Below are 25,197 nucleotides of genomic sequence, written 5' to 3'. Positions count from 1 at the left end.
GTTATCGTTTTTGCTTAAACTGTTTGTTGGTAAACCGTGTCGCAGCAAAATTACTGTTTTTGGCACCTTTATAACCACGGTTCGCCGCACCGCGACCACCTCTTCGGTTGTCGGCTGGCACCAAATGATGCAAGCCATTACCAATTAATTTCGTTAAGCCCATATTCGTTAAGCCTTCACGAATTAACGGCCAGTTCTTCTCATCATGATAACGTAGCAAAGCTTTATGCAAGCGACGCTGACGCCCCTTCTTCGCTACCGACACTTTTTCACTAGTATGGCTCACCTTATGTAACGGATTACGCTCGGTGTGATACATAGTTGTTGCGTTAGCCAATGGCGATGGATAGAAGTTTTGCACTTGGTCTAAGCGGAATTTATTCTTTTTAAGCCACAGCGCCAAGGTCACCATATCTTCATCTTTGGTCCCTGGATGCGCAGAGATGAAATAAGGAATCAGATACTGTTTCTTACCCGCTTCTTTAGAGTATTTGTCGAATAGTTCTTTAAACTTGTGGTAAGTCCCCATGCCCGGCTTCATCATCTTAGACAATGGACCCTCTTCGGTATGTTCTGGGGCAATCTTTAAATACCCGCCGACATGGTGTAGCGCTAGCTCTTTAATATAACGCGGGTCTTCAATGGCTAAATCGTAGCGAACACCAGAAGCAATCAAGATCTTTTTGATGCCTTCCACCTTTCGCGCTCTGCGATACAAATCAATAGTCGGCGTATGGTCAGTATCCATATGATGACAAATAGTTGGGTAAACACAGGATAAACGGCGGCAGGTTTCTTCGGCTTTCGGGCTTTTACAATTTAAGCGATACATATTCGCGGTAGGACCACCTAAATCAGAAATAATACCCGTGAATCCAGGCACTTGATCTCTGATCTGCTCGATCTCATTGATAATAGAATCTTCTGAACGACTTTGAATAATTCGCCCTTCGTGCTCAGTGATAGAACAGAATGTACAGCCCCCGTAACAACCACGCATGATATTGATTGAGAACTTAATCATGTCATAAGCCGGGATTTTCGCTTTACCGTAACTAGGATGCGGAATACGTTGATAAGGTAAACCAAACACGCCATCCATATCTTCGGTACTTAATGGTAACGCAGGAGGGTTAAGCCATATATAACGATCACCGTGGCGCTGAGCTAATGCTCGCGCACACCCAGGGTTTGTCTCAAGGTGGAAAATACGAGAAGCATGCGCGTAAAGCACTTGGTTAACTTTTACCTGTTCGTAAGCAGGCAAATTAATATATACATTTTCCCAAGGACGCTTTTTCTCCATTTGCACAACAATTGGTTTGGCTTGCTGTGGATCTGATTCTACCGGAGCGTCCTCCTTGCTTGAGCAAGTTTCCTCAATTTCGGCATAAGGGCTAGGAATAGGATCGATTTTTCCTGGTTTATCGAGGTGACTTGAATCTAATCCGCTCCATCCAGGTAGCGCTTCTTTACGAATAATGGCCGTACCACGCACATCATAAAGATCAGCAATGTCCTCACCTTGGCTTAAACGATAAGCCACTTCCACTAGCGGACGTTCAGCGTTTCCATAGATAAGTAATTCTGCTTTTGCATCAAACAATACTGAACGGCGAACTTTGTCTGACCAGTAATCATAGTGGGCAATCCGGCGCAAGCTAGCTTCAATACCACCCAAAACAACGGGTACATCTTTATACGCTTCTTTACAGCGCTGAGAATACACAATCACTGCGCGATCTGGCCGCTTTCCACCTTCATCATTTGGTGTATATGCATCATCATGGCGCAATTTGCGATCAGCCGTATAGCGGTTGATCATCGAGTCCATGTTGCCAGCTGTTACGCCAAAAAATAAATTAGGCTTACCAAGCGTCATAAACGCGTCTTTACTGGTCCACTCGGGCTGAGCAATGATACCCACTCTAAACCCCTTAGCTTCAAGCATTCGGCCAATAACCGCCATACCAAAACTAGGGTGATCCACATAGGCATCGCCAGTCACTAAGATAATGTCACAACTGTCCCAACCTAAGGCTTTCATCTCTTTACGAGACATCGGCAAAAACGGCGCAGCGGCTCGCTGACGGTTTACACAAGTTTCAGGTTTAAACAGGGTTTCAGCTGTGTGCATATACAAAGTCTCAAAAAAGTAAGCGCGGCATTATATACGTAATACGAGTGAGTAGGAAACGGATTAACACAGAGTTAACAAATTGGCCTGTCTTAGCTACGTTACAGCTAGCTAGGTGATTGGATTTAGTCTAAAATTTCTCATAATATTTAGTTGCTTAGGTAGACAGTTAGTCAAATGGATTTGCTCATTCAGGTTAAACGTATTGTTGTTATTCTATTTGCCTCTCAAGTCTTATTGGCCTGCGCGCAGCGCCCTAGCAACGAATTGATTGAGCAACATAAGCAAGCGAGTTACACCTTAACGCTCCCACAGGATTCTATTAACCAGTTAAAAATTGATCATATTACGCAGTATCAGCCTGGTAAAACTGGGATAGCGATACTCGCAGACGGTATTAGCGCCTTTGCTGCTCGTATCGCTCTAATCGAGCAAGCAGAGCAAAGTATTGATGCTCAGTACTACATGATTAAAGAAGACATGACCGGTGCTATTTTCTTAGGAAATTTACTGAAGGCAGCTGATCGCGGGGTGCGTGTAAGGCTACTTATCGACGACATTAATACCTCTAACTACGATGACGTACTTAAAGCTTTATCACTGCATCACAATATAGAAGTCCGGATATTTAATCCATTTTACGACCGTACCTTTCGAGGCACCAATATGGTCGGCGACTTTAATCGCTTAAACAGCCGAATGCACAATAAGTCACTCACCATAGACGGAGTAATTACGGTGGTTGGTGGCAGAAACATCGGTGATGAATATTTTAGTGCTAAAGCGGAATTAGAGTTTGCAGATTTAGATGCCATTGCACTGGGCCCAGTGGTAAAAGAAGTAAGCCAAGCATTTGATTTTTACTGGAACGGTTTCAGAGCTTACCCGATTGAGGCACTAAATCCACACGATATAGATCAGCAAAAGCAATATCGACGCCTAGAACAACAGATATTTAAAAATAGCGTGAAGTCTTTCATCGTTGCCCATCAGCGTTACCAACAATTGCTGGTTAACCAAGATTTTAGAGATCACCTTTATTGGTGTGATGGACGCTTACTGGTTGACCATCCGGATAAAGACCCGGCCTACCCTTCAGACGTTTCGAGCAACTTGGGAGTAGCCTTAAGCAAGGCAGAACAAAGCATTATGCTCAGCTCTCCGTACTTTGTGCCAGGAGAAGAAGGTACCGAAGGTTTATTAGCCCTCGCCAACAAAGGCATAGATGTGAGTGTAATCACCAACTCTTTAGCCGCTACCGATGTTGCAGCGGTTCATTCGGGTTATAAAAAGTACCGTAAACGTCTGGTCGAAGGAAACGTGTTTCTTTATGAAGTAAAACCCGACGCTAAACAAAAAGAACGCCTCGCGTTCTTTGGAAAAGGCGCTTCTCGAGCAAGCCTGCATAGCAAAATGTTTATTATTGATGAAGAGAAACTGTTTATTGGTTCGTTCAATTGGGATCCGCGCTCTATAAACTTAAATACAGAAATGGGCTTACTACTCACCTGTCCTAACTTAGCCGAGTTGATTCATCATTCGGTACATGAAGAACTGCCCTACAAGAGTTATTTGTTAGCTTTAGATCAACAGCAAGACTTAGAATGGATAGAAAAAAGAAGAGAACAAGAAGAGCTACGCTACAACAAGGAACCTAAGGCAAGTGCCTGGAGAAAGTTTCAAGCTTGGATAGTTGGCCTACTACCCTTAGAAGACCAACTATAAGTAAGCGCTATTAGTGCTGGTGACCACAGCCGCCAGCCGCATGAACGTGACCGTGAGCTAATTCTTCTTCAGTGGCTTTACGCACTTCGGTTACTTCAATGCTAAAGGCTAAATCAATACCCGCTAGAGGGTGATTACCATCAACAATCACTTCGTCTTCTTCCATACCAATGATGATAACTGATTGCTCACCTTCATCAGTAGTTGCACGAAACTGCATACCCACTTCTACTTCAACATCGCCAAACATTGATTGTGGAACAGCCTGAACAAGGTTGTCATTGCGCTCGCCATAGCCATCTGCAGCGGCAATATCAGCGTCAAACTTATCGCCAGTTTGTTTACCAATTAATGCTTGCTCTAAGCCAGGTACCAATTGGCCGTGACCAACAATAATTGCTAAAGGTTCTTTACCTTCAGACGTATCTAGTTGTTCACCGTTCGCGGTTACTGTGTATTCGAAAATGGCAACATCGTCTTTTGCGATAATCATTAAAGATTCCTTTAGTTAATATTTGCAGCTATGCCGCGAAACGGCTAATTCTAAAGCTTCGTTATGGAAATTGCCAACGCTTCAAAAAATTGTCCCGCAACCTTGATACTTACTCGATAAAACTACTCACTAATGGGATAGGTAAAAGGGTGTTGCTACGGGTAAATGTTTCTCGAATTATCTTTTACTTAAAGATGTTCCAACGAAATAAGCCTCACTGATTTAAATCATGCGGTAAGTCTATTTAGGGTGTAAAATCGCATTTTTTCTAAGACGGTTATTTATCTTTATGGACTTCTCCATTCTTCTCATTTTCATTCCCACCTTTTTCTTTGTCTCTATTACCCCCGGAATGTGTATGACGCTTGCGATGACCCTAGGCATGACCATTGGGCTGCGCCGCACCTTTTGGATGATGCTAGGTGAAATGATAGGAGTAGGCATAGTTGCGGTGCTAGCTGTACTTGGTGTTGCTGCAATTATGCTGCGTTACCCAGATGTGTTTACCTTGCTAAAATGGGTTGGCGGCAGCTACCTTGGTTACTTAGGGATCCAAATGTGGCGCTCTCGCGGAAAGATGGCCATACCCGAAAAAATTGAACAGCAAGCACAAGTTAGCCCTTGGCAATTAGCCACACAGGGGCTGGTAACAGCAATAGCGAATCCTAAAGGTTGGGCCTTTATGATTTCACTGTTACCGCCTTTTATCCAAGCGGACAAAGCCCTTCCCCTGCAACTTAGTGTATTAGTGGGGATAATTCTAATTTCTGAGTTTGTTTGTATGACTCTTTATGCAACCGGTGGCAAAACCTTACGGTTATTCTTAAACAAAAGCGGCAACGTGCGATTACTTAATCGAATATCTGGCACATTAATGATTGGAGTGGGCATTTGGCTTGTATCTAGCTAAATAAGGAGCTTCGTTAGTTATTTTTTGCACCACTATTTAAAGTAATGACCTGCCACCAGACAGCCAAGACATGAATAAAATCACTGGGCGACTATAATCAATAAAGGCATTAAGCCATGCCCAATAAATAATTCTGAAGGAAGGTAAATGGATAGTCCGAGCAAAATAACATGGCCAGATTATTATCACCCTCGAAACTCACACATTCATGTAAAAAACCAAATTCAGACGGCTGTAACTGCTGAAAACATTTGGGCCTGTTTAGTGCGAGCACCTTGTTGGCCTAACTGGAAGCACACAACAACGTCTTTACAAATTTTGAATGGCGACGGCATAGAGCTTCACAAAGGCTCTATATTTAAATGGCAAACCAAAAAACTGTCCTTTGAATGCACCGTTGTAGAATACCAAACACATAAAAAACTCGCTTGGAAAGGTAAGTCAGGAAGCATGGACATGTACCATGCTTGGCTGCTGCAAGAGAACGATAATGGCTGCGAAATTTACACTGAAACCACCCAACGAAACGGTATGACATGGCTAAGCAAGTACTTTGCCCCTAAGCATATCCATCTATACCACCAGCAATGGTTAGACGAGCTGCAGCAACAAGCCGAGTAAATTATTTTTGAATGGTAGAGTTTAAAAGAGAAGATGGCGGTGACGGAGAGATTCGAACTCTCGAAGGGTTGCCCCTTACACACTTTCCAGGCGTGCTCCTTCAGCCACTCGGACACGTCACCTTATTTGAATTACTGCGCTTAGCAATAATGAGGCGCTAGATTACGGATCACTTATGTTTGGGTCAATAACTTTTTGGCCAAATACTGGCAACTGCCGAGTTCTTAAACAATTTTTGCTGACTCAAACAAAAAAGAAGCCGAAGCTTCTTTTTCGTTAAACAGCTTTTAAGCCTAAATACGGTAGCCGTTGCTTTGACGTAAGTAAGCAGCTGCACCCTGCAAGCCGGGCTGTTCTTCCGTAATGATGTAAACAGGCACTTTTGCCACAAAATCTACAAAACGGCCCTTATCTTCAAAACGCTTGCGGAATTCGCTGTTATTAAAGAAATCCATAAAACGAGTGATGATGCCACCGGCAATGTAAACGCCGCCGAAGGTTGACATGTTAAGCGCTAAATTACCGCCAAACGAGCCCAAGGCACGACAGAATACTTCCATTGCTTCAACACACACTGGACAGCTTCCGTCTATACCGCGTGAGGTAATATCTGACGGTTGAAAGCTTTCGGCTGTTTTACCGCGCATGTCCATTAAGCCTTCGTAAATGTTTACCAAGCCAGGGCCAGATAACAAACGCTCTGCAGATACGTGGCCATAGCGTTTTTGTAAGAAACTCAATACGTGGGCTTCTTTGTCATCATTTGCGGCAAATTCTACGTGTCCGCCTTCGCCAGGAATACATACGTACTCGCTGTCGTGATGAATAAGGTGAGCGACACCTAAGCCAGTACCAGGGCCATAAACGGCAATTGGGTTACCACTTTTAGCTGTCTCGCCGCCTATTTGAATTTTTTGCTCGTCAGTCAATGTAGGAATAGACATGGCGATACCGGTGTAATCATTGATTACATGAAAGTTTTCAAACCCAAGTTGCTCTTGAACTTCTCTCTTGGAGAACGCCCAACTATGGTTGGTCATGGCAATCCAGTCTTTATCCGTTGGACAAGCAATTGCCACACAGGCTTGAGTAACCGATTCTTGCTGCTCTTTTAGGTAGAGAGAAATCACATCTGCAATGCTTGGGTAGTCGGCACACAAATATTTTTGTAGTCGTCCAATTTCGCCCGTTTTTAATTCAACTAGCGCTAAACGAATATTTGTACCACCTACATCGGCAATTAAACCAAAACTGGCCATTTTGTTTTCCTTCATACCAAGTTCAAAAAAAAGAAAAATAACATTACTCATCCTAACAAACAGTCATTAAGATGGCTCTAGTATATTTGTGTTGTGGAATTTTACCGCTTTTGTACTAGAATTTCGTTAGTAAATTACCAATTGTGTAAGCCTTTTAAAAGATTTTAGACATAGCTCAAACTATAAAATCCCCCTCTGGTCTATGATTGCTCATAATTCGGCTTGTTTTAGCTAATTGTCTATGTAATTGTATGACATATATTCTGTTGAAAAATTATTACATTTGACAACGCCGACATAACAAATGCGCTAAAAATAACGGATATTATGAATACTCTTGAAAAAATAACTAAAAATTTAGAGAACTTCAGTAAATCAGAACGGAAGGTTGCTGAAGTTATTATCGCTTCCCCTCAAACGGCGATCCATTCAAGTATTGCAGCACTGGCCAAGTTGGCAGATGTAAGCGAACCTACCGTTAATCGCTTTTGTCGTCGTTTAGATACTAAAGGCTTCCCAGACTTTAAACTGCACCTAGCTCAAAGCTTGGCAAACGGTACTCCCTACGTGAACCGTCATGTTGATGAAGAAGATGGTCCAGAGGCTTACACCTCTAAAATCTTTGAATCGTCAATGGCTAGCCTTGAAGCAGCAAAAAACAGTTTAGACCCAAATGCGGTTAATCGAGCTGTAGATTTGCTTACTCAAGCTAAGAAGATTTCATTCTTTGGCTTAGGTGCTTCCGCTTCGGTTGCACAAGACGCGTTAAATAAGTTCTTCCGCTTTAACGTACCCGTTAGTTACTTTGATGATGTAGTAATGATGCGGATGAGTTGCATTGTGGCTACTGAAGAAGATGTAATCATTTTGATTTCTCACACTGGTCGTACTAAAGCGATGATTGATATTGCTGTACTTGCCCAGCAAAATGATTCAACCGTTATTGGCATTACCAGTAAAGACTCCCCATTAGCCAAAGAATGTAACTTAGTGCTGTCGATGGATGTGCCAGAAGATACAGACGTATATATGCCTATGGCATCTCGTATTGCACAAATGGCCTTAATTGATGTACTTGCAACAGGCTTTACTTTACGCCGCGGTGAAAAGTTTCGCGAAAACCTACGTAAAGTGAAACAAAGCTTAAAAGATTCTCGAACGGATAAGTCGTTATAAGCTTAAATGCTACTCTAGAAGCCAGCTTGCGCTGGCTTTTTTGTAGCTCAAATAACACCTCTTATATGCTCTACTACGCTCATCTTTTTTAAACGCTCTGTTAACTGCAAAGATAAATTTTTGTAGTGCTGCTTAATGCTGTCTCAATGAAATAGACCACACAGCTTCAATTGATTGACCTAGCCAGCAATGTACCCAATAAAAAAAGGATGCTCATTGAGCATCCTTTTTCGGAATCTAAGGGTTAGCCTTAGGCAACATTAGCCGACGACTCAATCGGTGCGTTTTTAGCTTCTAATACGCCAGGTTCAAAGTGATCCACTTGAATAGCAGCATAACGTAGCTTATCTGCTTCGAGTAGGTTTGTAGCTTCTTCTTGAGTCAGCACATCTTGTGCTAATGCTTTTTCTACGATTTCATCTAAGGCCACTTTACGCGGTAATTGACCAGCTTTTTGCGCCTTAGCAATCTTACGCTCTAGTGGGCGAACTTTGTACATGGCCAAAAAGGCTTGTTCGATAATCGCTACCGCGTCCCCTTCTCCACCATTGGTAACACACAAATGACTTAGACGCTCACGAGCCGCTCCAGGCGTCATCATCGTTTCGCATATTTGGTGACCCACTTGGTCATCAGCAAGTTTAAAACGGTTACCAAATGGGAACACGACTGTTTTAAGCACTCGAGCGACTACGCGGTTTGAGAAGTTTTGGAAGAAGCCTTCAAAGGCAATACCAATTTCGTGCAAGTTACGCTCTACCGCCCATTTTACAAATGGCAGGTCTTCTGCTGGTCGCCCTTGATCTTCATAGTGCTTCAACGTAGCTGATGCTAAATACAAATTACTTAACACATCGCCTAAGCGCGCAGAAATGCGCTCTTTACGTTTAAGATCTCCACCTAAAATCAGCATAGACATGTCAGCACACAAAGCTAATCCCCGGCTCATGCGAGTTAACTGGCGGTAATAAACAGCGGTATCACCAGAAACAGGGCTTGAGTTAAATGCAGCACCGGTTAAGCCTTGGAATAGGCTACCCGCGAAGTTACCCGCGCCAAAAGCGATATGCTTCAATAACAAACTATCAAATTCAGCTAAACCTGCTTCTTCATCTGGGTTAGCGGCTGCCTGTAGCTCTTTAAGCACATAGGGGTGACAGCGAGTGGCACCTTGTCCAAAGATCATCAAGTTGCGTGTAAGAATATTCGCCCCTTCAACGGTAATCGCCACCGGCACGCCGTTGTATGCATGGCCAAGATAGTTCATTGCGCCAAGTTGAATGGCACGGCCAGAATGAATGTCCATAGCGTCGTCTAAGACAGTACGCGCCATTTCGGTCATGTGGTATTTAGCAATTGCCGTAACAATTGCTGGGCTTTGGTCTAAATCAAGTGCGCCAGCAGTTAAGCGGCGAGCGGCCTCAAGTTGGTAGGTCATTCCGCCGATACGAGCGAGAGCTTCTTCTACCCCTTCAAAGCGACCAATGGATAAACCAAATTGTTTACGCACATAAGCATAAGCACTGGTGGTACGTGAGCTCATGTGCCCAACCGCGGTGCCAAGTGCAGGAAGTGAAATCCCGCGACCAGCAGACAAACACTCAACCAGCATACGCCAGCCTTTACCTGCGTAATCTGCACCACCAATAATCCAATCTAGGGGAATAAATACTTCTTCCCCAAAAGTAGGACCATTCATAAATGCTAGGCCTAACGGGAAGTGACGATCACCCGTGCGAACACCAGGGTGATCCGTTGGAATTAGCGCACAAGTAATGCCAAGTTCTTCTTTATCGCCAATTAATCCTTCTGGATCATATAGCTTAAAGGCTAAACCAAGCACACTAGCAACGGGCGCTAGAGTAATGTAGCGCTTGTTCCAGTTTAAGCGAATACCTACAACTTCTTCGCCGTTATGTTCACCTTTACAAATAATGCCTTTATCTGGAATGGCACCAGCGTCAGATCCCGCTTCCGGACCTGTAAGAGCAAAACACGGTACATGCGTACCATCGGCTAAACCTGGTAGCCAGTGATCTTTTTGTTCTTGAGTGCCATAGTGAAGCAATAACTCACCGGGGCCTAAAGAGTTAGGCACCATAACGGTTACTGCAGCTGAAAGGCTACGTGTAGCAATGGTGCTTACGATGGTTGAGTTTGCAATAGCAGAGAATTCTCTACCGCCGTAGCTTTTAGGAATAATTAACGCGAAGAACCCTTCAGTTTTAAGGTAATCCCATACTTGCTTAGGTAAGTCGCGTTGATTTTGCACGATATCAAAATCATCCAGCATGTCTAGTAAAGTAGCAACCTGAACATCCATAAAGGCCTGTTCATCTTTGCTAAGCGTTGCCTTTGGGTAACTGTGTAGTTTGTTCCAGTCAGGCTTACCGCCAAACAATTCGCCGTCCCACCATACCGAGCCGGCCTCCATCGCTTCTTTCTCGGTTTGAGAAAGTGGCGGTAAGATTTTCTTAAATACTTTAAATGCCGGTCTAGTCACCAGTTTTTTGCGCGTATCTGGTATGCACAAAAGCACTACCAGGGCAGTTACTAACATCAACAAAATAGTCATGGCTCTTCCTTATTTCACGTACTTTTATAGTTTTTATTGTTTAGGTTGGCGCACCGACACCGGCAGCCAGATAGGGGATTACTTTTCGAATCAAACCTTCTGTGTTCAATTCTTCGTTAAAATCTGCGCTAGCAATCTCTTTTAATGCTGTACTCGACGCCATGGTGAATACCACCGTGCCTAGGGTAAAGTGCAAACGCCAAAATATGTCGCTATCAGAAAGCTCTGGGTAAGCCAGCCTAACTGCATCTTGAAAGCGGCTTAATACTTCACCGAAATGATGAGTAATAAACTTACGCAAGTGCCCTTGGCTATCGGTATAACCTCGTCCTAATAATAGTAGGAACATGGCGGTACCGTGTTTCTTCACTTGGTTCATTTCTAGTAATGGATCGATGAATGAAGAAAAAACTTGATCGAGATTGGGGGGCGTAGCGCTTTCTATATGTTCTTGCATTGCTTTATCTACTAAAGGCATAAACTGCTCGAGATAACGCATCAACACTGCTTGAATAAGTTCTTTTTTCGAACCGAAATGATAATTTACCGAAGCTAGATTCACTTCAGCATGGGAAGTAATTAACCTCAATGAGGTATCGGCAAAACCCCGCTCAGCGAACAAGCGTTCAGCCGCATCGAGAATCTTACTTTTAGTTCCTTGTCTCACTATGACACCTTAAAAATAAAACACCTGTTTAAAATCTACGTTTAAGGTCTGCAGATGTCAATCATTCACAGTGGATAATTTAAGAGTGAAACTAAAAACGAGAACTGGACTTGTATTTTTTTAAGAAAAAAATCAAATAATTTGAAACTATATTTGAAACGCCGGGTCTTAATCTATGCCACTGCAATTAAATACTTAAATTGAACGCCCAGCGCCCCCTGTAGCTGGGCTTTTTTTTGTCTGCGGTTTACTCGCTGTCTTTTATCTCTAAATAGGTAAATACGCGATTGATTGCGTAGTCCACGCCTTCAGGCTTAAGCGCAATTTGTCGACGCCCCATCTCATCCTCTTCAACTTCAGCAAACGCCTGCAGACTCACTTGCCACATTTGGTAATTAGATTGAGCGGTATACAAACTCATCATTAACGTCGCACGCTGAAACTGGTCATTACCGTCATCTGCTAAACCCGGCGATACTCCAAACAAGGTCATTAACTGTTCATCACTTAGTTTTTGGCTAGTCGGCAACGCAAAAGCCATCCAATAATCACAGTCTTGGTTGGCAGTGGTTTGGTAGTTTATGCCTAGGCTGGTAAATTTTTGTTCTAGCGCCACATGGATTTTGTCATAGGCTTGAACATCAGATCGCTGAGGGTTACGCAAGGCTTCTTCTAGTAAAGGGTGGCTGCAAACAGTTTGGTTTTTGCTTAGGGAAAATCCAGGCTCAGAGTTAACAATAATGGTGTCTCGATATTGCTGCCCACTGCGCTGCGCTTGGCTATCATCAGGAACAGGAACACAACCATTGATCAACACTGCTACCGCACTAAATAAAAGAACTTTTTTCATGAATTAAACCTATAAAGCTTGTATGTTGACATGATTAACTAAATGAAACTAAAAAGCACGATTATTGTTACATTTTCGGGTGGTTAATCATTTCCTTTCAGCGGCTTAGCATCAATGAGTAGTTCAGCCTTTTTTCACCAAGTTAAGACCGGTTATACCTATAAAGATTCATCTTTATTTAGAACCACCTCTTTCACACCGGGTGAGAGCTCTTATGGTCTCCTCACTAATTACAAATATGTAACGTTGCACGGCTTAAAAATTGAATAATTTTCGGTAACAACTGCACACTCAACAAAAAGCAGGGAGACAAATCATAAAAAAAATTGGCTTCTTATTAATATAGTGAAAGCCCACACCATTACTGGGCTTAAGCAATTTTTTACGAATAAATACAGCAACTAAATAAATATTAATTGTCAGTTTTTTATAAATGGCGTGAAATTTTTCCTTTAGTAATACGGTTTCATTAGCTACAACTAAGTAAACAAGTTGTAACAAGCGCAACAACTACTGATAAAGGAAATCTTATGAAAACTTCAAATATCGCAATCGCAACAGCAGTAACTGGTTTAATCGCATTGGGTACTCTTACCGCTACACCTGCCGTTGCGGCCGGTAAAGAGAAATGCTACGGAGTAGCCAAAGCAGGTAAAAACGACTGTGCCACTAAAACCAGTTCATGTGCCGGTACTGCAACGTCTGACAACCAATCAGATGCATTTGTAGTGTTACCAAAAGGTTTATGTGACAAATTAGCTGGAAGCAGCAAAGAGTCTAGCTAATTTGTTCCCCTGCCAAACTAACTTAGGTTAGTTTGGCAGCACCTCCCTCCTCTTTCTGTTTTAAACGATACCCTATGATGAAAAAACAATATGGCCTAGGTTTACGCTCGGCGTATGCAGAGCAGCTTTTAAGCAAAAATCAAGATATTGATTGGTTAGAAGTCCATGCTGAAAACTACTTCAACCCGCACTCTTACGATTATCATCTGCTCAAACGTATTGCTGAGCATAGCCCGATTAGTGTGCATGGCGTGGGTCTATCGTTAGGCTCTACCGATCCATTGAACCAACACCATTTAGAAAAGCTAAAAGCATTAATCGATGATGTTAATCCTTTTATCGTTTCTGAACATTTAAGCTGGAGCAGTGTTAATGGGCGTTATTATAACGACCTGTTACCACTCCCCTACACAGAAGAATGCTTAGCGTTGTTTATTAGTCGAGTTAATCAAGCTCAAGACTTTTTGGGTAGGCAGCTATTGATTGAGAATCCGTCAGCATATTTGGCTTACCACGAAAGTCATATTCATGAACCTGAGTTTTTGAACCAATTAGTACAAGCTACTGGTTGCGGTTTGTTGTTAGACATTAACAACGTTTATGTTAGCGGGCACAACCTAGCGTGGGACACTAAGGCTTACTTTGAGCAGTTAAATATTAACGCGGTAAAAGAAATTCATTTAGCCGGATTTACACCAAAAGTTATTGGCGATAGAACCGTACTCATTGATAGTCATAACCAAAAAGTACATCAAGAGGTATGGCAACTTTATCGTTATTTTCAACAGCACTTTGCTAACACAATCCCTACCCTTATTGAATGGGACAGCGATTTTCCCGAGCTTAGCGTATTAATAAATGAAGTAAATACCGCTAAAGGTATCGACCAAAGCCTTAACGAGGTGAGTTGTGCTTAAACAATTACAATCACGCTTCGCCGAGTCGTTAAACCGCGAAAACAATCTGTTAGGTAACGATCTGGCGTCCAATGCCTTAAGTGCCGAAGAATCTATTCAAATTTATCAAAACAACTATGTGTTGAGTTTGAGTGAGGCTTTATGCGCCACCTACCCAACCGTTGAAAAACTGGTAGGTGAGGATTACTTTAAACACTGTGCTAAAGCCTTTGTATTGCAATACGGCCATAACCAAGGTGATCTAAACTTGTTTGGTGAAGGTTTTAACACGTTTTTACAAGCTCAAGAAGCACTAAACACATTGCCCTACTTACCTGATATTGCCTTGTTAGATTGGCATATCGAACAAACTGCTGGGCAAGCAATACCCACATCAACATTCTCAATAGCCGATTTGCAGAGCATTCCGGCTGAGCAATTGGGCAACGCAGTATTACACCTAGCGCCTCATCAATCTTTACTCGCTAGCGAATTCCCTCTCTTTACCATCTACCAAATGGTGCAACATGACCAAGTTGAACAGGTAGAGCTAGAACAACACGATCATATTTTACTCACGAAACAAGCCAATTTTGAAGTGCAAATAGAACAGGTTTCAGCAACTGCTTTTGCGTTTCTCAAACATAGCCAACAAGGCCTGCCTCTTGGACAGCTACCGGCTGATTGCCTAGCAGAGTTAGAACTTTTGCTTGGCGACGCAATTCAACATCAGCGTATATCCCATTTTAGTTTTGCATCGCCGATAGGAGAGTCCCATGATGCCAATTTATAACCTTTATTTAAAAGCCGTAGCATTAATGCAAGCGGTACTTATTCCCTTATTACTCACTTTTACTCGAATATGGGTTGCTATCGTATTCTTTCGCTCAGGCTACTTAAAATTTAGCAGCTGGGATTCCACCCTCTATTTGTTTGAAGAAGAATACCAAGTGCCTATTTTACCTTGGGAGCTAGCGGCTTATTTGGGCACTGCGGCAGAGCTAATACTGCCCATATTTTTGGTGCTGGGCTTATTTACTCGTATTTTCGCCCTAAAATTATTCTTCTTTAACATCATTGCGGTGGTGTCTTACCCAGTATTGTGGCCAGGCGGTTTTTACGACCACCAACTTTGGGGTTTAATGATTCTTATCAACATAATCTGGGGAGCGGGACCTTTCTCTGTCGATTACATATTAAACAAAAAAATGGCACAAAAAAAAGCAGCCTAAGCTGCTTTACCTTGCAAAACTAAGCGGGTTTATTGGCTTAGTTTTGCATCTAACTCTTCTATCTTAGCTTTCCAAATGGCCGGACCTTGTTGGTGAGCAGAGTTTCCATCTGAATCAACTGCCACAGTCACTGGCATATCTTCAACTTCAAACTCGTAAATAGCTTCCATACCTAGGTCTTCAAAGGCGACTACTTTCGCTTTTTTAATGGCCTTAGACACTAAGTAAGCTGCGCCACCTACCGCCATTAAATACACCGATTGATGTTTAGCAATCGCGTCTACAGTAGCAGGGCCACGTTCGGCTTTACCAATCATGCCTAACAAGCCCGCTTCTTCTAGCATCATGTCGGTAAACTTATCCATACGAGTGGAAGTTGTAGGGCCCGCTGGACCTACCGCTTCGTCACCCACCGCGTCGACTGGACCAACGTAGTAAATAAAGCGACCGTTGAAATCAACGCCGTTAGGGAATGGTTTACCCTGCTCCAAATATTCTTTAATGCGTTTATGGGCGGCATCGCGGCCAGTTAAGATTTTGCCGTTTAGCAATACCGTTTCACCCATCTTCCAACTAGCGATATCTTCTTTAGTAACTTTGTTTACGTCTACCCGACGTACGTTGTCGCCAACATCCCAAGTAATTTCTGGCCAGTCTTCTAACTTGGGTGGTGTAAGTACTGCTGGGCCGCTGCCATCTAAGTGGAAATGCGCATGGCGAGTTGCCGCACAGTTAGGGATCATCACCACAGGCTTAGATGCAGCATGTGTTGGGCAAGATTTAACTTTAACGTCTAATACTGTGGTTAGGCCACCTAAACCTTGAGCACCAATGCCCAGCTTATTAATCCCATCCATTAATTCTAAACGCAGCTCTTCGTCTGCATTCTCTGCGCCTTTTGCGATTAAATCTTGAATGTCTACCGGATCCATTAGCGATTCTTTCGCCATCACAGCGGCTTTCTCAGCCGTACCGCCAATACCGATACCAACCATGCCAGGCGGACACCAGCCTGCGCCCATAGTAGGTAGTGTTTTAAGCACCCATTCAGCCACCGAATCTGAAGGATTTAACATCACCATCTTCGATTTGTTTTCGCTACCACCGCCCTTCGCAGCCACCATAATCTCTACTTTATCACCAGCGACCAAATCAATGTGAACCACTGCAGGGGTATTGTCTTTGGTGTTTTTACGCGCGCCATTAGGGTCGGCAACAATCGATGCACGTAAAGGATTGTCTGGGTTGGTATACGCGCGACGAACGCCTTCATCCACCATTTCTTGAACCGTTAAATCGCTTTCCCACTGTACATTCATGCCTACCTTTACAAACGCAGTAATAATACCGGTATCTTGGCAGATCGGTCGTAAGCCCTGAGCACACATACGAGAGTTAATAAGAATTTGAGCAATGGCGTCTTTAGCAGCAACGCTTTGCTCTTTTTCATAAGCTTCAGCCATGGCTGTAACAAAATCGATGGGATGGTAGTACGAAATGAATTGCAGTGATTCAGCAACACTGTCAATGAAGTCCTGTTTACGGATGATGGTCATAAAGTCTCCACGTTTCCTTATTATTGCCTTTATTTTCAACAGCTTTTATTTAGGCTGCTTATAAGGCTGTTAGGGTTATAGTCGTTATCCTTCATCGCCTATGATACCCTTGCGCCATTAAGCCTGCTATAACCTTAAGCTAAGTTTTTACATTTTCTCTACATCAACAAACCCTTTAGTGAACGGTCACCTTAAACTGCCTATATGATTGTTAGTAAAACTTACCCTATTCAGCCAAAAATCGTGTTTGAGCAACTCGCCCAACAACACTGGTGCTGCTTTTTACAATCGGCTGCCGATTCTCATGAGAATAACCATTTCGATATTCTAGTGGCCGATCCTATCGCCACTATTGCTTATCAAGCAGGCGTTTCACAGGTAAGCCTCGGCGAGCAACACTATCAAAGTACAAAAGCCCCCTTTGAATTATTAGAAGAGCTGCGAGAACAACTGTTTCCCAATGCGCAAACAAACGACACTGACTTTCCTTTTGTTGGTGGGGCGATGGGCTTGTGGTCTTACGATTTAGGCCGTAGTTTGGAAACACTTCCTGAGCAAATCGCTCAAGATCTTAATACCCCAGATATGGCCGTTGGTTTTTATGACTGGGCTCTTATCTTTGACCATGAAAAACAACGGACTACACTCATTCAATGGCATGATCTTGGCGATCAAATACAAGCAGAAACGCGCTTAAAAGAACGGGCTTTGTGGTTAAGTATTCAAACCTGCCAAGAAACACCAGCTTTTAACTTAAGCAGTTCATGGCGCAGTAATACAAGCCAAGCTGAGTACCAAGCTAAGTTTGCGCAAGTGCAGCGTTATTTGCTCAGTGGCGATTGTTATCAAATCAATTTAACTCAACGTTTTGAAGCCAGTTATCAAGGCAGCGAATTAGATGCTTATCAACGTCTCATTGCGGCTAATCAAGCCCCTTTCTCAGCTTTTATGCGACTTCCACAAAGTTGTGTATTAAGTGTTTCACCGGAGCGATTTATTAGCCTTAAGCAAGGTCAAATAGAAACCAAGCCAATTAAAGGAACACGGCCTCGAAGCAGCGATCTCATTCTAGATAAGCAACTTGCCGATGAGTTAAAGGCCGCAGAAAAAGACCAAGCAGAAAACCTAATGATTGTGGATTTGTTGCGCAACGATATAGGTCGCGTAGCAAAACCCGGTAGCGTATCTGTTCCCAAACTATTCGACATAGAGTCTTTTCCTGCGGTTCATCACTTGGTTAGTACTATTCGTGCAGAGTTAGCGGAGCAATATTCGGCAGAGCAGCTGTTAGCAGCTTGCTTCCCGGGTGGCTCTATCACTGGCGCGCCAAAAATACGAGCGATGCAAATCATTGAAGAGCTGGAAGCCAATCGACGAAATGCCTACTGTGGGGCGATTGGTTATATATCAGCCAACGGCGATATGGATACCAACATCACTATTCGCACCCTCGTTTGCGAAAATCAAAATATATACTGCTGGGCCGGTGGCGGAGTGGTGGTAGACTCAAATGTAGACAGTGAATACCAAGAGATTTTTGACAAACTCAGTCGTATCTTACCAGTATTGGAGTAACACTGATCTAAGCCAATAGGAGAAGTTATCACCAATGCCTGTTATGCAACATTATTTACAGCGGTTCCTACTTCAACTTGCCAATACCGATAGCCAACGAAGCGCAAAACATGCTGCCGCCGTGTTGTTACCAATTATCTCCCAACAAGGAAAAGAAGATAGGATTGTGCTTACCGAGCGCAGCGCACATTTACGCCATCACCCTTCTCAAATCAGTTTGCCTGGCGGCAAACAAGATCCAGAAGACATAAACCTCGCTCATACAGCATTAAGGGAAACCGAAGAAGAAATTGGTATTCCCGCACACGTATTCACCTTGCATGGTCAGTTACCACGGCAAACCACCGTGAGCAATTTTGCAGTACGCCCGTTTATAGCCACCACATCCGAACAGTTATTGTTTAAGCTGAACCAAGATGAAGTAGCCCAAGTAATGGTACTACCGCTACGCCCATTTCTGCAGTTAACTAACTACCACAGCTACCGCTTTACGCGAAATGGCCATAAAGAGCAGGTTTATTTTATAAAAGTAGATAAACACGTAATTTGGGGAGCTACCGCTAAAATATTGCGTGATTTTGCCATTCAATGTTGCAGATAACTGAATATACTTATAATCTCAGAATTAACATCTTAATCACATTCATGCCTTAGCAGTAGGATTAGAAATGGTAAGTTTATTTGACCTTTTTTCCATTGGGATTGGTCCTTCTAGTTCACACACCGTTGGCCCAATGAAAGCCGCAAAACTGTTTGCTGAGCGTTTAGAAACTCAACAAGAGCTAGCCCGCGTAGATTATCTTAAAGTAGAACTATTTGGCTCCTTAGGCGCAACTGGCAAAGGTCACGGTACAGGCAAAGCAGTAATTTTGGGCTTAATGGGTGAATCCCCAGAAGCCATAGACGTTGATAAAGTAGATGCCTTGCTTCAGCAAATTGAACAATCTGAAGAGCTTAATTTGCTGGGTAAGAAACTGGTTAATTTTGGTAACAGCGGCGCCATTGTTTTTCACCGCCGTAAACACTTGCCGGCACACAGTAACGCCCTAAGTTTTCATGCGCATTTAGATAACGGAAAAGCCGTAACTGCAACTTACTATTCTATTGGTGGCGGCTACATTATTGAAGAAGGCGAATCGACTAGCACTGAGCAGCACAATTATCCCTACCCCTTTGATAGCGCCGAGTCACTGCTAGTTCGCTGCAAAGAAAGCGGCAAAAGCATTGCAGCAGTAGTGTCAGCCAACGAGCAAGTTCACTGCTCTACTCGTACCATTAGCCAATATACCCTGCAAATTTGGAACACTATGCAAGCGTGTGTAGCACGAGGCATAAATGAAGAAGGTATTTTACCTGGCGGTTTAAAACTAGCCCGTCGGGCTCCAAGCTTAAAACGCCAACTGGCCTCTCAACAGAACCTAAGTTCAGACCCTTTAAACGTAATGGACTGGGTAAACTTGTATGCCCTAGCGGTGAGTGAAGAGAACGCCGGTGGCGGCCGAGTAGTTACCGCCCCCACTAATGGCGCAGCAGGGATCATTCCCGCAGTGTTGCACTACTATCACAACTTTGTACAAGAACTCGACCAAGACGCGATTAATCAGTTTTTCTTAACTGCGACCGCCATTGGCTCTCTTTATAAAACCAATGCATCGATCTCTGGAGCCGAAGTAGGCTGTCAAGGTGAAGTGGGAGTTGCTTGTTCAATGGCTGCCGCAGGCTTAGTTGCCATGTTTGGCGGTAACCCTGAACAAATAGAAAACGCAGCTGAAATTGGCATAGAACATAACTTGGGTCTAACCTGCGATCCAATCGGCGGATTAGTACAGGTTCCCTGTATTGAACGTAATGCCATGGGGGCGCTAAAAGCTATCAATGCTGCTCGTCTTGCTCTACGCGGTAGTGGCGAACACAAGGTCTCGCTTGATAAAGCCATCAAAACTATGTGGGAAACAGGATGTGATATGAAGAGTAAATATAAAGAAACCGCGCGCGGCGGCTTAGCAGTAAACATTATCGAATGTTAATGGAATTTTTGCTGTAAATATCTAGTTACTCGAGCTATCTCTTTGTTTTAGTAATAGTTAAGTGCAATTGACACTAAAAGACTATAACATTTGTACAACATATCGGCCTGCATCTTTGCAGGCCGCTTGCATTATTACAAATGGATTTGAAACTATGCTACTACAGCTCCTCTCTGGGCTATTTTTGCTCGTGTTAAAAACTGTGGCTTTTCCTTTTAAGCTCATCATTAAAGGGATCATGGCGGTAATACATTGGGTATCGGGTTTACTAAAAGCCCTATGGCAAGTTTGGTTAGCACTTGGCCCGCGATGGTTACGTTATTCTTTTCTGAGCATTGCTATTGTGCTCGCTGGCTATTTCTCATTAAAAGCCTTTCTCAAACCTAACTTAACCTTAGAAACGGTAAATCAGGTTCATTACCTCAATAAGGGCTGGAGCGACGAACAGCGCGAACGTTACTACTACACCCCCCAAGGCACCGAACTATTAGGTTTAGAATACGACTGGTTCGTTAACTTAGAGTTGCCTTTATCTAAAGATTTACTGACAAGCCCAGACAACATGCGTGGCTGGGGCTTTATTGTATCACCAGGACAACAGGCCACTACGCTAAACCCAGGTAATTTGCCGGTTGGTTTAGGTCGACATATTGACCCTAAATCGGGTAAAGAGCGCTTAGACCTTAGCTGTGCGATGTGCCATACCGGCGAGCTTCATTATAAAGGTAATGCCTTGCGAGTTGATGGCGGACAGGCAGTTCAAAGTATCTCAAATGCCAAACGCGGCGAATTCATTACAACCTTAGCAGCCTCGGTAGTAGCCACTTATATTAATCCGGTTAAATGGAATCGCTTTGCCGACAGAGTTGTTGGCCAAGACCCAGAACTACGAAAACAACTACGCAAACAGATTTGGGGCTTCTTAGGCAACATTAAGCAATTTGTTACTGGTGCTGGAGCCTCTAAATATTACCCAACTGAAGAAGGCCGAGGCCGAACTGATGCAGTTGGACGTATTGCAAACGTTGTGTTTGGTTACGACTTAGATGAGCCGAGTAACTACCGTGTAGCAAACGCCCCGGTAAGTTACCCCTTCCTTTGGGATATTTGGCGCTTTGATTGGGTGCAATACACCGGCTTTACTAATCAAGCGATGGCGCGCAACGTAGGCGAGAGTCTCGGGGTGTTAGCGCCAATTAAGTTAGTGAATGATGAAGGTGAATTGCTCACAACAGAGGAATTTGGTGAATCGGTCATCGACTTAGCTGGTATGCATTGTATTGAAGGTACGCTGCGTTCATTAGAGCCCCCTCGCTGGCCAGAGGATATTCTCGGCAATATTGACCTCGATAAGGCGACTCACGGCAAAGAGCTTTTCTTAAATCAATGTCAGTTCTGCCATGGCCCGCATAAAGTTGAACCTTACCAGTGGAAAGTCGCCAGTAAGGCGGGACAGAACCCAGATAATCAAATAGACGTTAACTGGCAATGGGATATGGATGGCGATGTTACTTTCGTTGGTCAACAGGCTGTACGAGAAGACTGGCGTAAAGTAATTTGGGCAATGCCTTGGGTGAAAACCAGTGTTATCGGCACCGATCCTACTGCGGCCGACAATTACATGGATCACCGTTACGATGGCAGTAAAATCATTCCTGGTTCAGAGCCTGTTAATGCGGGCGATGGCTTGCAGATTTTGCTCAATCGTCTTGTGCCTAAACTGTATCAAGATAATGGTATAAGCAAAGAACTAGTGGCTGATTACGACGGTTTAAACGTGCCTTTCCGTATTGCCAATATGCGCGCCTACAAACCGCGCCCATTACATGGCGTATGGGCAACTCCGCCATTCTTACATAACGGTTCTGTGCCGACTTTGTATGACCTACTCTCGCCACTTAGAGAGCGCCCTAAACAGTTTTATGTGGGGGATAGAGAATATAACCCTCAGCGTTTAGGTTTTATCACAGATAAACGCCCTGGCAGTTTTAAACATGACACCAACATTAAGGGCAACAGTAATCGCGGTCACCTATTTACCGACGTAGATATGCCCGGTCGCATCGGTCGCTTACTCAGCGTAGAAGAACGAGCAGCCATTCTTGAATACTTAAAAGTGATGGGTAATCCAGACTTTACTCAACGCTTAGGCGGCGATCCTTTAGATTGGTCAGCTTATACACAAGCGCCGACTTTTGCGTCAGAGCAGCAAGCCTGTTTAGACAGTTTCAGTGCTGCTAAAAACAACCCAGTGAAGGTGCATTAAGATGAAAAAGACTCCTATCATTCAGTGCACAATTGCAGCGAGCTTGCTGGCTATTGGATTAAACAGCGCAACGGCGACTGATTTGTACCAGGAAATGGGCATTACCAAGCCCGAGCAAGAAGCAATAATGTCGGCGATTAACTCAGCGAGAGAAATCTCTAAACGTGCAGAGCAATATAACGGCTTGCCCTACCGTCGAGATGCTCATGCAAAAGCAACCGGTTGTGCTCGAGCCACTTTCTCAATCAATCCAGATATACCAGAGCGCTTTAAAGCCGGTATGTTTGCCGACGCTGATAAGCAGTACCAAGCGTGGATCCGATTTTCTAACGGAGACATGTTAGTGCAAGCCGATAGTAAAGGCGATGCGCGAGGCATGGCGGTTAAGGTGATGGGCGTGCCTGGCAAAGCCATTGCTCCAGAGCTAGGCGAAAGTCACAACCAAGATTTCATCATGACCAATACCCCTGCGTTCTTTAATCGAAACATCTTTGATTATGCTGATGACATGTTGTATTTGGCTAAGTTTGAAAGAACCAAGTGGTTTATTAGTTTCTTTCCGCCACGCTTACACCCTAAGCAGTTTTATCGCGCCATTCAGACGGTTTCATCAGTGATTGATACCCCACTGAATGCACAATATTTCTCGATGCTGCCCTACCAACTCGGTAAGAGCACTATAAAATTTTCGACTAAACCCTGCTCTGGCATGAGTTTCCCTAACAAAGTAGATAAATCGAATCCCGATTATTTAAGCAAACAGTTAGAAACTCAACTGGCCAACGGCGGAGCTTGTTTTGAATTTATGCTTCAAGAGAAAGTACCCGGCCATTACATGCCTGTAGATGATGCCACTGCGATTTGGTCTGAAAAGGCCTCACCGTTTATCACTGTAGCCACCATCAATATTCCGCCGCAGTATTTATACTCGGATCAGCAGCAACAGTTTTGTGAAAACATTTCGATGAACCCTTGGCGTGCAGTAGAAGGCTGGGAACCTTTAAGCAGTTTAAACAAGGCTCGACGCGTGGTTTATCAAGCGGTGTCTAAGTATCGTCATTCCCAAAATAAAGTGCCTACACCAGAACCTAGCTCTTGGTGTATAAACGAAAATGGTGAAGCGTGTGACGAGAACCAAGGCTTAATTGTTAGTAAACCTACCTGGCCATTACCGCGCTGTTTTGACCAAAACGCTAAATCTATCGATGGCGAAACTCTCGCTAGCGATTGCAAACAACAAGCTTACTAGACCCATGAAAAAGCCTGATGTTAATCAGGCTTTTTCATTCAGAGTATTTGAATCTTCTCAAAACAATTTTTATGGTCATTCCAGCGCCAATTATTAGCCGGGTTTATCGCAACCCCTCCCCGCCAAATCTCGCCTATTTGCTCCGCAGGCACAGTTCGCTTACCCGCTAAAGCTTGTTTACCTGCATCGGTAATTTTATAACTTGAATGATTATCCCATCGAGACGAATTAGCGTTAACGATAGTAAGGTATGCAGGTTGCAAGTTAGCGAGATACAAAATGTCTTTGCACAACCAAGTATCCCCTAAGAACGTAGCCTTTTCTATGGTTTGAACATTAACAAACAAACGTCCTAAGCCAATATCAGGGTTAGCCATAACTTGTTGGTATCGCTCAGCAGCACTCGGCGTGGTGGTTTCTACCTGCCTAGCTTTTAGTTTTTCGCTTTCACTGCTTTCACTGCTTTCAAAGCTAGCTAGTAATATTGGTAACTCAGCGAATGGCGAGGCCAAAGACTGTAAAATATAGTGTTGAGTCAAAGTTAACCCGGTTGAGCTAGAAGGATACTCTTGGCCAAAACGCAGCAATGCTTCTTCCATAAACGGCAAACATTTTAGATCTTCATTCAATAGATTTGTAATACCATGAGGGGATTGCTCGGCGATTGTTAGCCAAATCCGTTTACCTAAATTTAATTGCGCGTTGGTTAATGAGCTGCGCTGAGGATATAGCGCTTCCAACTGGGCAATATTGAGATTACCCAAACCATGGAAATAGCTTGTATCTGGGTGTTTCCCAATACAGATCAACTGCGTTTTATCTATAATTGACGGCAACTTAGCCAGGTGATACAGGCATTCAGCCAACTGCAACTGATCGTAGAGATCATGCTCAAACCAAAGCACTATCTCGCTAAAGCTATCGAGTTTATCTAATACTTGCTGGCGCTGTTGAAAGCTTTCCAAGATCTGATTTTTAGTCATCTCTGTTTGAGGAAATGGACTGTCTAACAACATAGTTTGATAAATGAAATCAGCTCGAGCCTGAAGGTGAGTTTCACCTTCAGCAGCGATGATAGGGCCATCGTGAAGCACATCTCGCCAGCAAAGCACTTGGCCATCGAGAAGTATTGACTCAGCAAGCATGTCGCCAACAGAGTCGCCATTGGTAATATGTAATTGCACGACGAAATTCCTAA

Annotated in this window: 21 protein-coding genes and 1 tRNA gene; 13 read left to right on the top strand and 9 right to left on the bottom strand. The window is 43.6% G+C overall.

Annotated features, from left to right (window positions below):
• Position 1 precedes the first annotated feature (1 nt).
• Entirely contained in the window at positions 2–2,137 is a 2,136-nt protein-coding gene (locus tag ACLD71_RS15615; protein WP_137672912.1) for a YgiQ family radical SAM protein, read from the bottom strand.
• 177 nt (positions 2,138–2,314) lie between these two features.
• Between ACLD71_RS15615 and ACLD71_RS15610 the strand changes: the two genes are divergently transcribed.
• Positions 2,315–3,862 (top strand): phospholipase D family protein, encoded by a 1,548-nt coding sequence (locus tag ACLD71_RS15610; protein ID WP_137672913.1) that lies wholly within the window; start codon positions 2,315–2,317, stop codon positions 3,860–3,862.
• A 10-nt stretch (positions 3,863–3,872) separates the two neighbouring features.
• Here the strand turns inward: ACLD71_RS15610 and ACLD71_RS15605 are convergent, their stop codons facing one another.
• Positions 3,873–4,355 (bottom strand): FKBP-type peptidyl-prolyl cis-trans isomerase, encoded by a 483-nt coding sequence (locus ACLD71_RS15605; protein WP_137672914.1) that lies wholly within the window; start codon positions 4,353–4,355, stop codon positions 3,873–3,875.
• 289 nt (positions 4,356–4,644) lie between these two features.
• On the opposite strand from ACLD71_RS15605, the gene ACLD71_RS15600 reads away from it, so the two are divergent.
• Both ACLD71_RS15600 and ACLD71_RS15595 read left to right on the top strand, forming a co-directional pair.
• Positions 4,645–5,265 (top strand): LysE family translocator, encoded by a 621-nt coding sequence (locus ACLD71_RS15600; protein ID WP_137672915.1) that lies wholly within the window; start codon positions 4,645–4,647, stop codon positions 5,263–5,265.
• 147 nt (positions 5,266–5,412) lie between these two features.
• On the top strand, positions 5,413–5,886 hold the full coding sequence (locus tag ACLD71_RS15595) for an SRPBCC family protein (protein WP_411991276.1): 474 nt from the start codon (positions 5,413–5,415) through the stop codon (positions 5,884–5,886).
• 34 nt (positions 5,887–5,920) lie between these two features.
• On the opposite strand, the gene ACLD71_RS15590 is transcribed toward ACLD71_RS15595, so the two are convergent.
• Positions 5,921–6,008: transfer RNA gene (locus tag ACLD71_RS15590), tRNA-Ser, on the bottom strand.
• Positions 6,009–6,179: 171 nt separating this feature from the next.
• Entirely contained in the window at positions 6,180–7,145 is a 966-nt protein-coding gene (locus ACLD71_RS15585) for a glucokinase (RefSeq protein WP_137672917.1), read from the bottom strand.
• Between the two features lie 327 nt (positions 7,146–7,472).
• Between ACLD71_RS15585 and ACLD71_RS15580 the strand changes: the two genes are divergently transcribed.
• Positions 7,473–8,321, top strand: coding sequence for a MurR/RpiR family transcriptional regulator (locus ACLD71_RS15580; protein WP_016401844.1), 849 nt, complete (start codon positions 7,473–7,475; stop codon positions 8,319–8,321).
• Between the two features lie 250 nt (positions 8,322–8,571).
• Here the strand turns inward: ACLD71_RS15580 and ACLD71_RS15575 are convergent, their stop codons facing one another.
• The 3 genes from ACLD71_RS15575 to ACLD71_RS15565 form a co-directional block, all read right to left on the bottom strand.
• Positions 8,572–10,896 carry an acyl-CoA dehydrogenase gene (locus ACLD71_RS15575; protein ID WP_411991275.1) on the bottom strand — a complete coding sequence of 775 codons (2,325 nt, stop codon included), beginning with the start codon at positions 10,894–10,896 and terminating at the stop codon, positions 8,572–8,574.
• 40 nt (positions 10,897–10,936) lie between these two features.
• Positions 10,937–11,563, bottom strand: coding sequence for a TetR/AcrR family transcriptional regulator (locus tag ACLD71_RS15570; RefSeq protein WP_137672919.1), 627 nt, complete (start codon positions 11,561–11,563; stop codon positions 10,937–10,939).
• A 247-nt stretch (positions 11,564–11,810) separates the two neighbouring features.
• Positions 11,811–12,413, bottom strand: coding sequence for a hypothetical protein (locus ACLD71_RS15565; RefSeq protein WP_411991274.1), 603 nt, complete (start codon positions 12,411–12,413; stop codon positions 11,811–11,813).
• Positions 12,414–12,943: 530 nt separating this feature from the next.
• Here ACLD71_RS15565 and ACLD71_RS15560 point away from each other — a divergent pair.
• The 4 genes from ACLD71_RS15560 (at position 12,944) to ACLD71_RS15545 (ending at position 15,326) form a co-directional block, all read left to right on the top strand.
• Positions 12,944–13,198 carry a DUF2282 domain-containing protein gene (locus ACLD71_RS15560; protein WP_137672921.1) on the top strand — a complete coding sequence of 85 codons (255 nt, stop codon included), beginning with the start codon at positions 12,944–12,946 and terminating at the stop codon, positions 13,196–13,198.
• A gap of 74 nt (positions 13,199–13,272) precedes the next feature.
• A complete protein-coding gene (locus tag ACLD71_RS15555) occupies positions 13,273–14,115 on the top strand; it encodes a DUF692 domain-containing protein (RefSeq protein ID WP_411991273.1) in 843 nt (280 codons plus the stop codon).
• The gene (locus ACLD71_RS15550) at positions 14,108–14,887 is read left to right on the top strand and encodes a DNA-binding domain-containing protein (protein ID WP_411991272.1); all 780 of its coding nucleotides are present in this window, start codon (positions 14,108–14,110) and stop codon (positions 14,885–14,887) included. The genes ACLD71_RS15555 and ACLD71_RS15550 overlap by 8 nt, the downstream gene beginning before the upstream one ends.
• Complete coding sequence (locus ACLD71_RS15545) at positions 14,871–15,326, top strand: DoxX family protein (RefSeq protein WP_411991271.1); 456 nt, start codon at positions 14,871–14,873, stop codon at positions 15,324–15,326. The genes ACLD71_RS15550 and ACLD71_RS15545 overlap by 17 nt, the downstream gene beginning before the upstream one ends.
• Positions 15,327–15,355: 29 nt before the next feature.
• Here the strand turns inward: ACLD71_RS15545 and ACLD71_RS15540 are convergent, their stop codons facing one another.
• Complete coding sequence (locus ACLD71_RS15540; RefSeq protein ID WP_411991270.1) at positions 15,356–16,882, bottom strand: fumarate hydratase; 1,527 nt, start codon at positions 16,880–16,882, stop codon at positions 15,356–15,358.
• Positions 16,883–17,086: 204 nt separating this feature from the next.
• Between ACLD71_RS15540 and pabB the strand changes: the two genes are divergently transcribed.
• The 5 genes from pabB (at position 17,087) to ACLD71_RS15515 (ending at position 23,999) form a co-directional block, all read left to right on the top strand.
• The gene (gene pabB, locus ACLD71_RS15535; protein WP_411991269.1) at positions 17,087–18,457 is read left to right on the top strand and encodes an aminodeoxychorismate synthase component I; all 1,371 of its coding nucleotides are present in this window, start codon (positions 17,087–17,089) and stop codon (positions 18,455–18,457) included.
• 34 nt (positions 18,458–18,491) lie between these two features.
• Positions 18,492–19,058 (top strand): CoA pyrophosphatase, encoded by a 567-nt coding sequence (locus ACLD71_RS15530; protein WP_137672926.1) that lies wholly within the window; start codon positions 18,492–18,494, stop codon positions 19,056–19,058.
• A gap of 67 nt (positions 19,059–19,125) precedes the next feature.
• Positions 19,126–20,484 carry an L-serine ammonia-lyase gene (locus tag ACLD71_RS15525; RefSeq protein WP_411991268.1) on the top strand — a complete coding sequence of 453 codons (1,359 nt, stop codon included), beginning with the start codon at positions 19,126–19,128 and terminating at the stop codon, positions 20,482–20,484.
• A gap of 154 nt (positions 20,485–20,638) precedes the next feature.
• Positions 20,639–22,750 carry a di-heme-cytochrome C peroxidase gene (locus ACLD71_RS15520; protein WP_411991267.1) on the top strand — a complete coding sequence of 704 codons (2,112 nt, stop codon included), beginning with the start codon at positions 20,639–20,641 and terminating at the stop codon, positions 22,748–22,750.
• Position 22,751: 1 nt separating this feature from the next.
• Entirely contained in the window at positions 22,752–23,999 is a 1,248-nt protein-coding gene (locus ACLD71_RS15515) for a catalase (protein ID WP_411991266.1), read from the top strand.
• 38 nt (positions 24,000–24,037) lie between these two features.
• On the opposite strand, the gene ACLD71_RS15510 is transcribed toward ACLD71_RS15515, so the two are convergent.
• Positions 24,038–25,183: a DUF1835 domain-containing protein gene (locus ACLD71_RS15510; protein WP_411991265.1), complete on the bottom strand. Its 1,146-nt coding sequence runs from the start codon at positions 25,181–25,183 to the stop codon at positions 24,038–24,040.
• Positions 25,184–25,197 lie beyond the last annotated feature (14 nt).

The sequence above is a fragment of the Agarivorans sp. DSG3-1 genome (assembly GCF_046774965.1).
In the GTDB taxonomy this organism is placed as follows: domain Bacteria; phylum Pseudomonadota; class Gammaproteobacteria; order Enterobacterales; family Celerinatantimonadaceae; genus Agarivorans.
The sequence above is the reverse complement of the archived record's forward strand: the minus strand, read 5'-3'. Positions and strand labels throughout refer to the sequence as shown.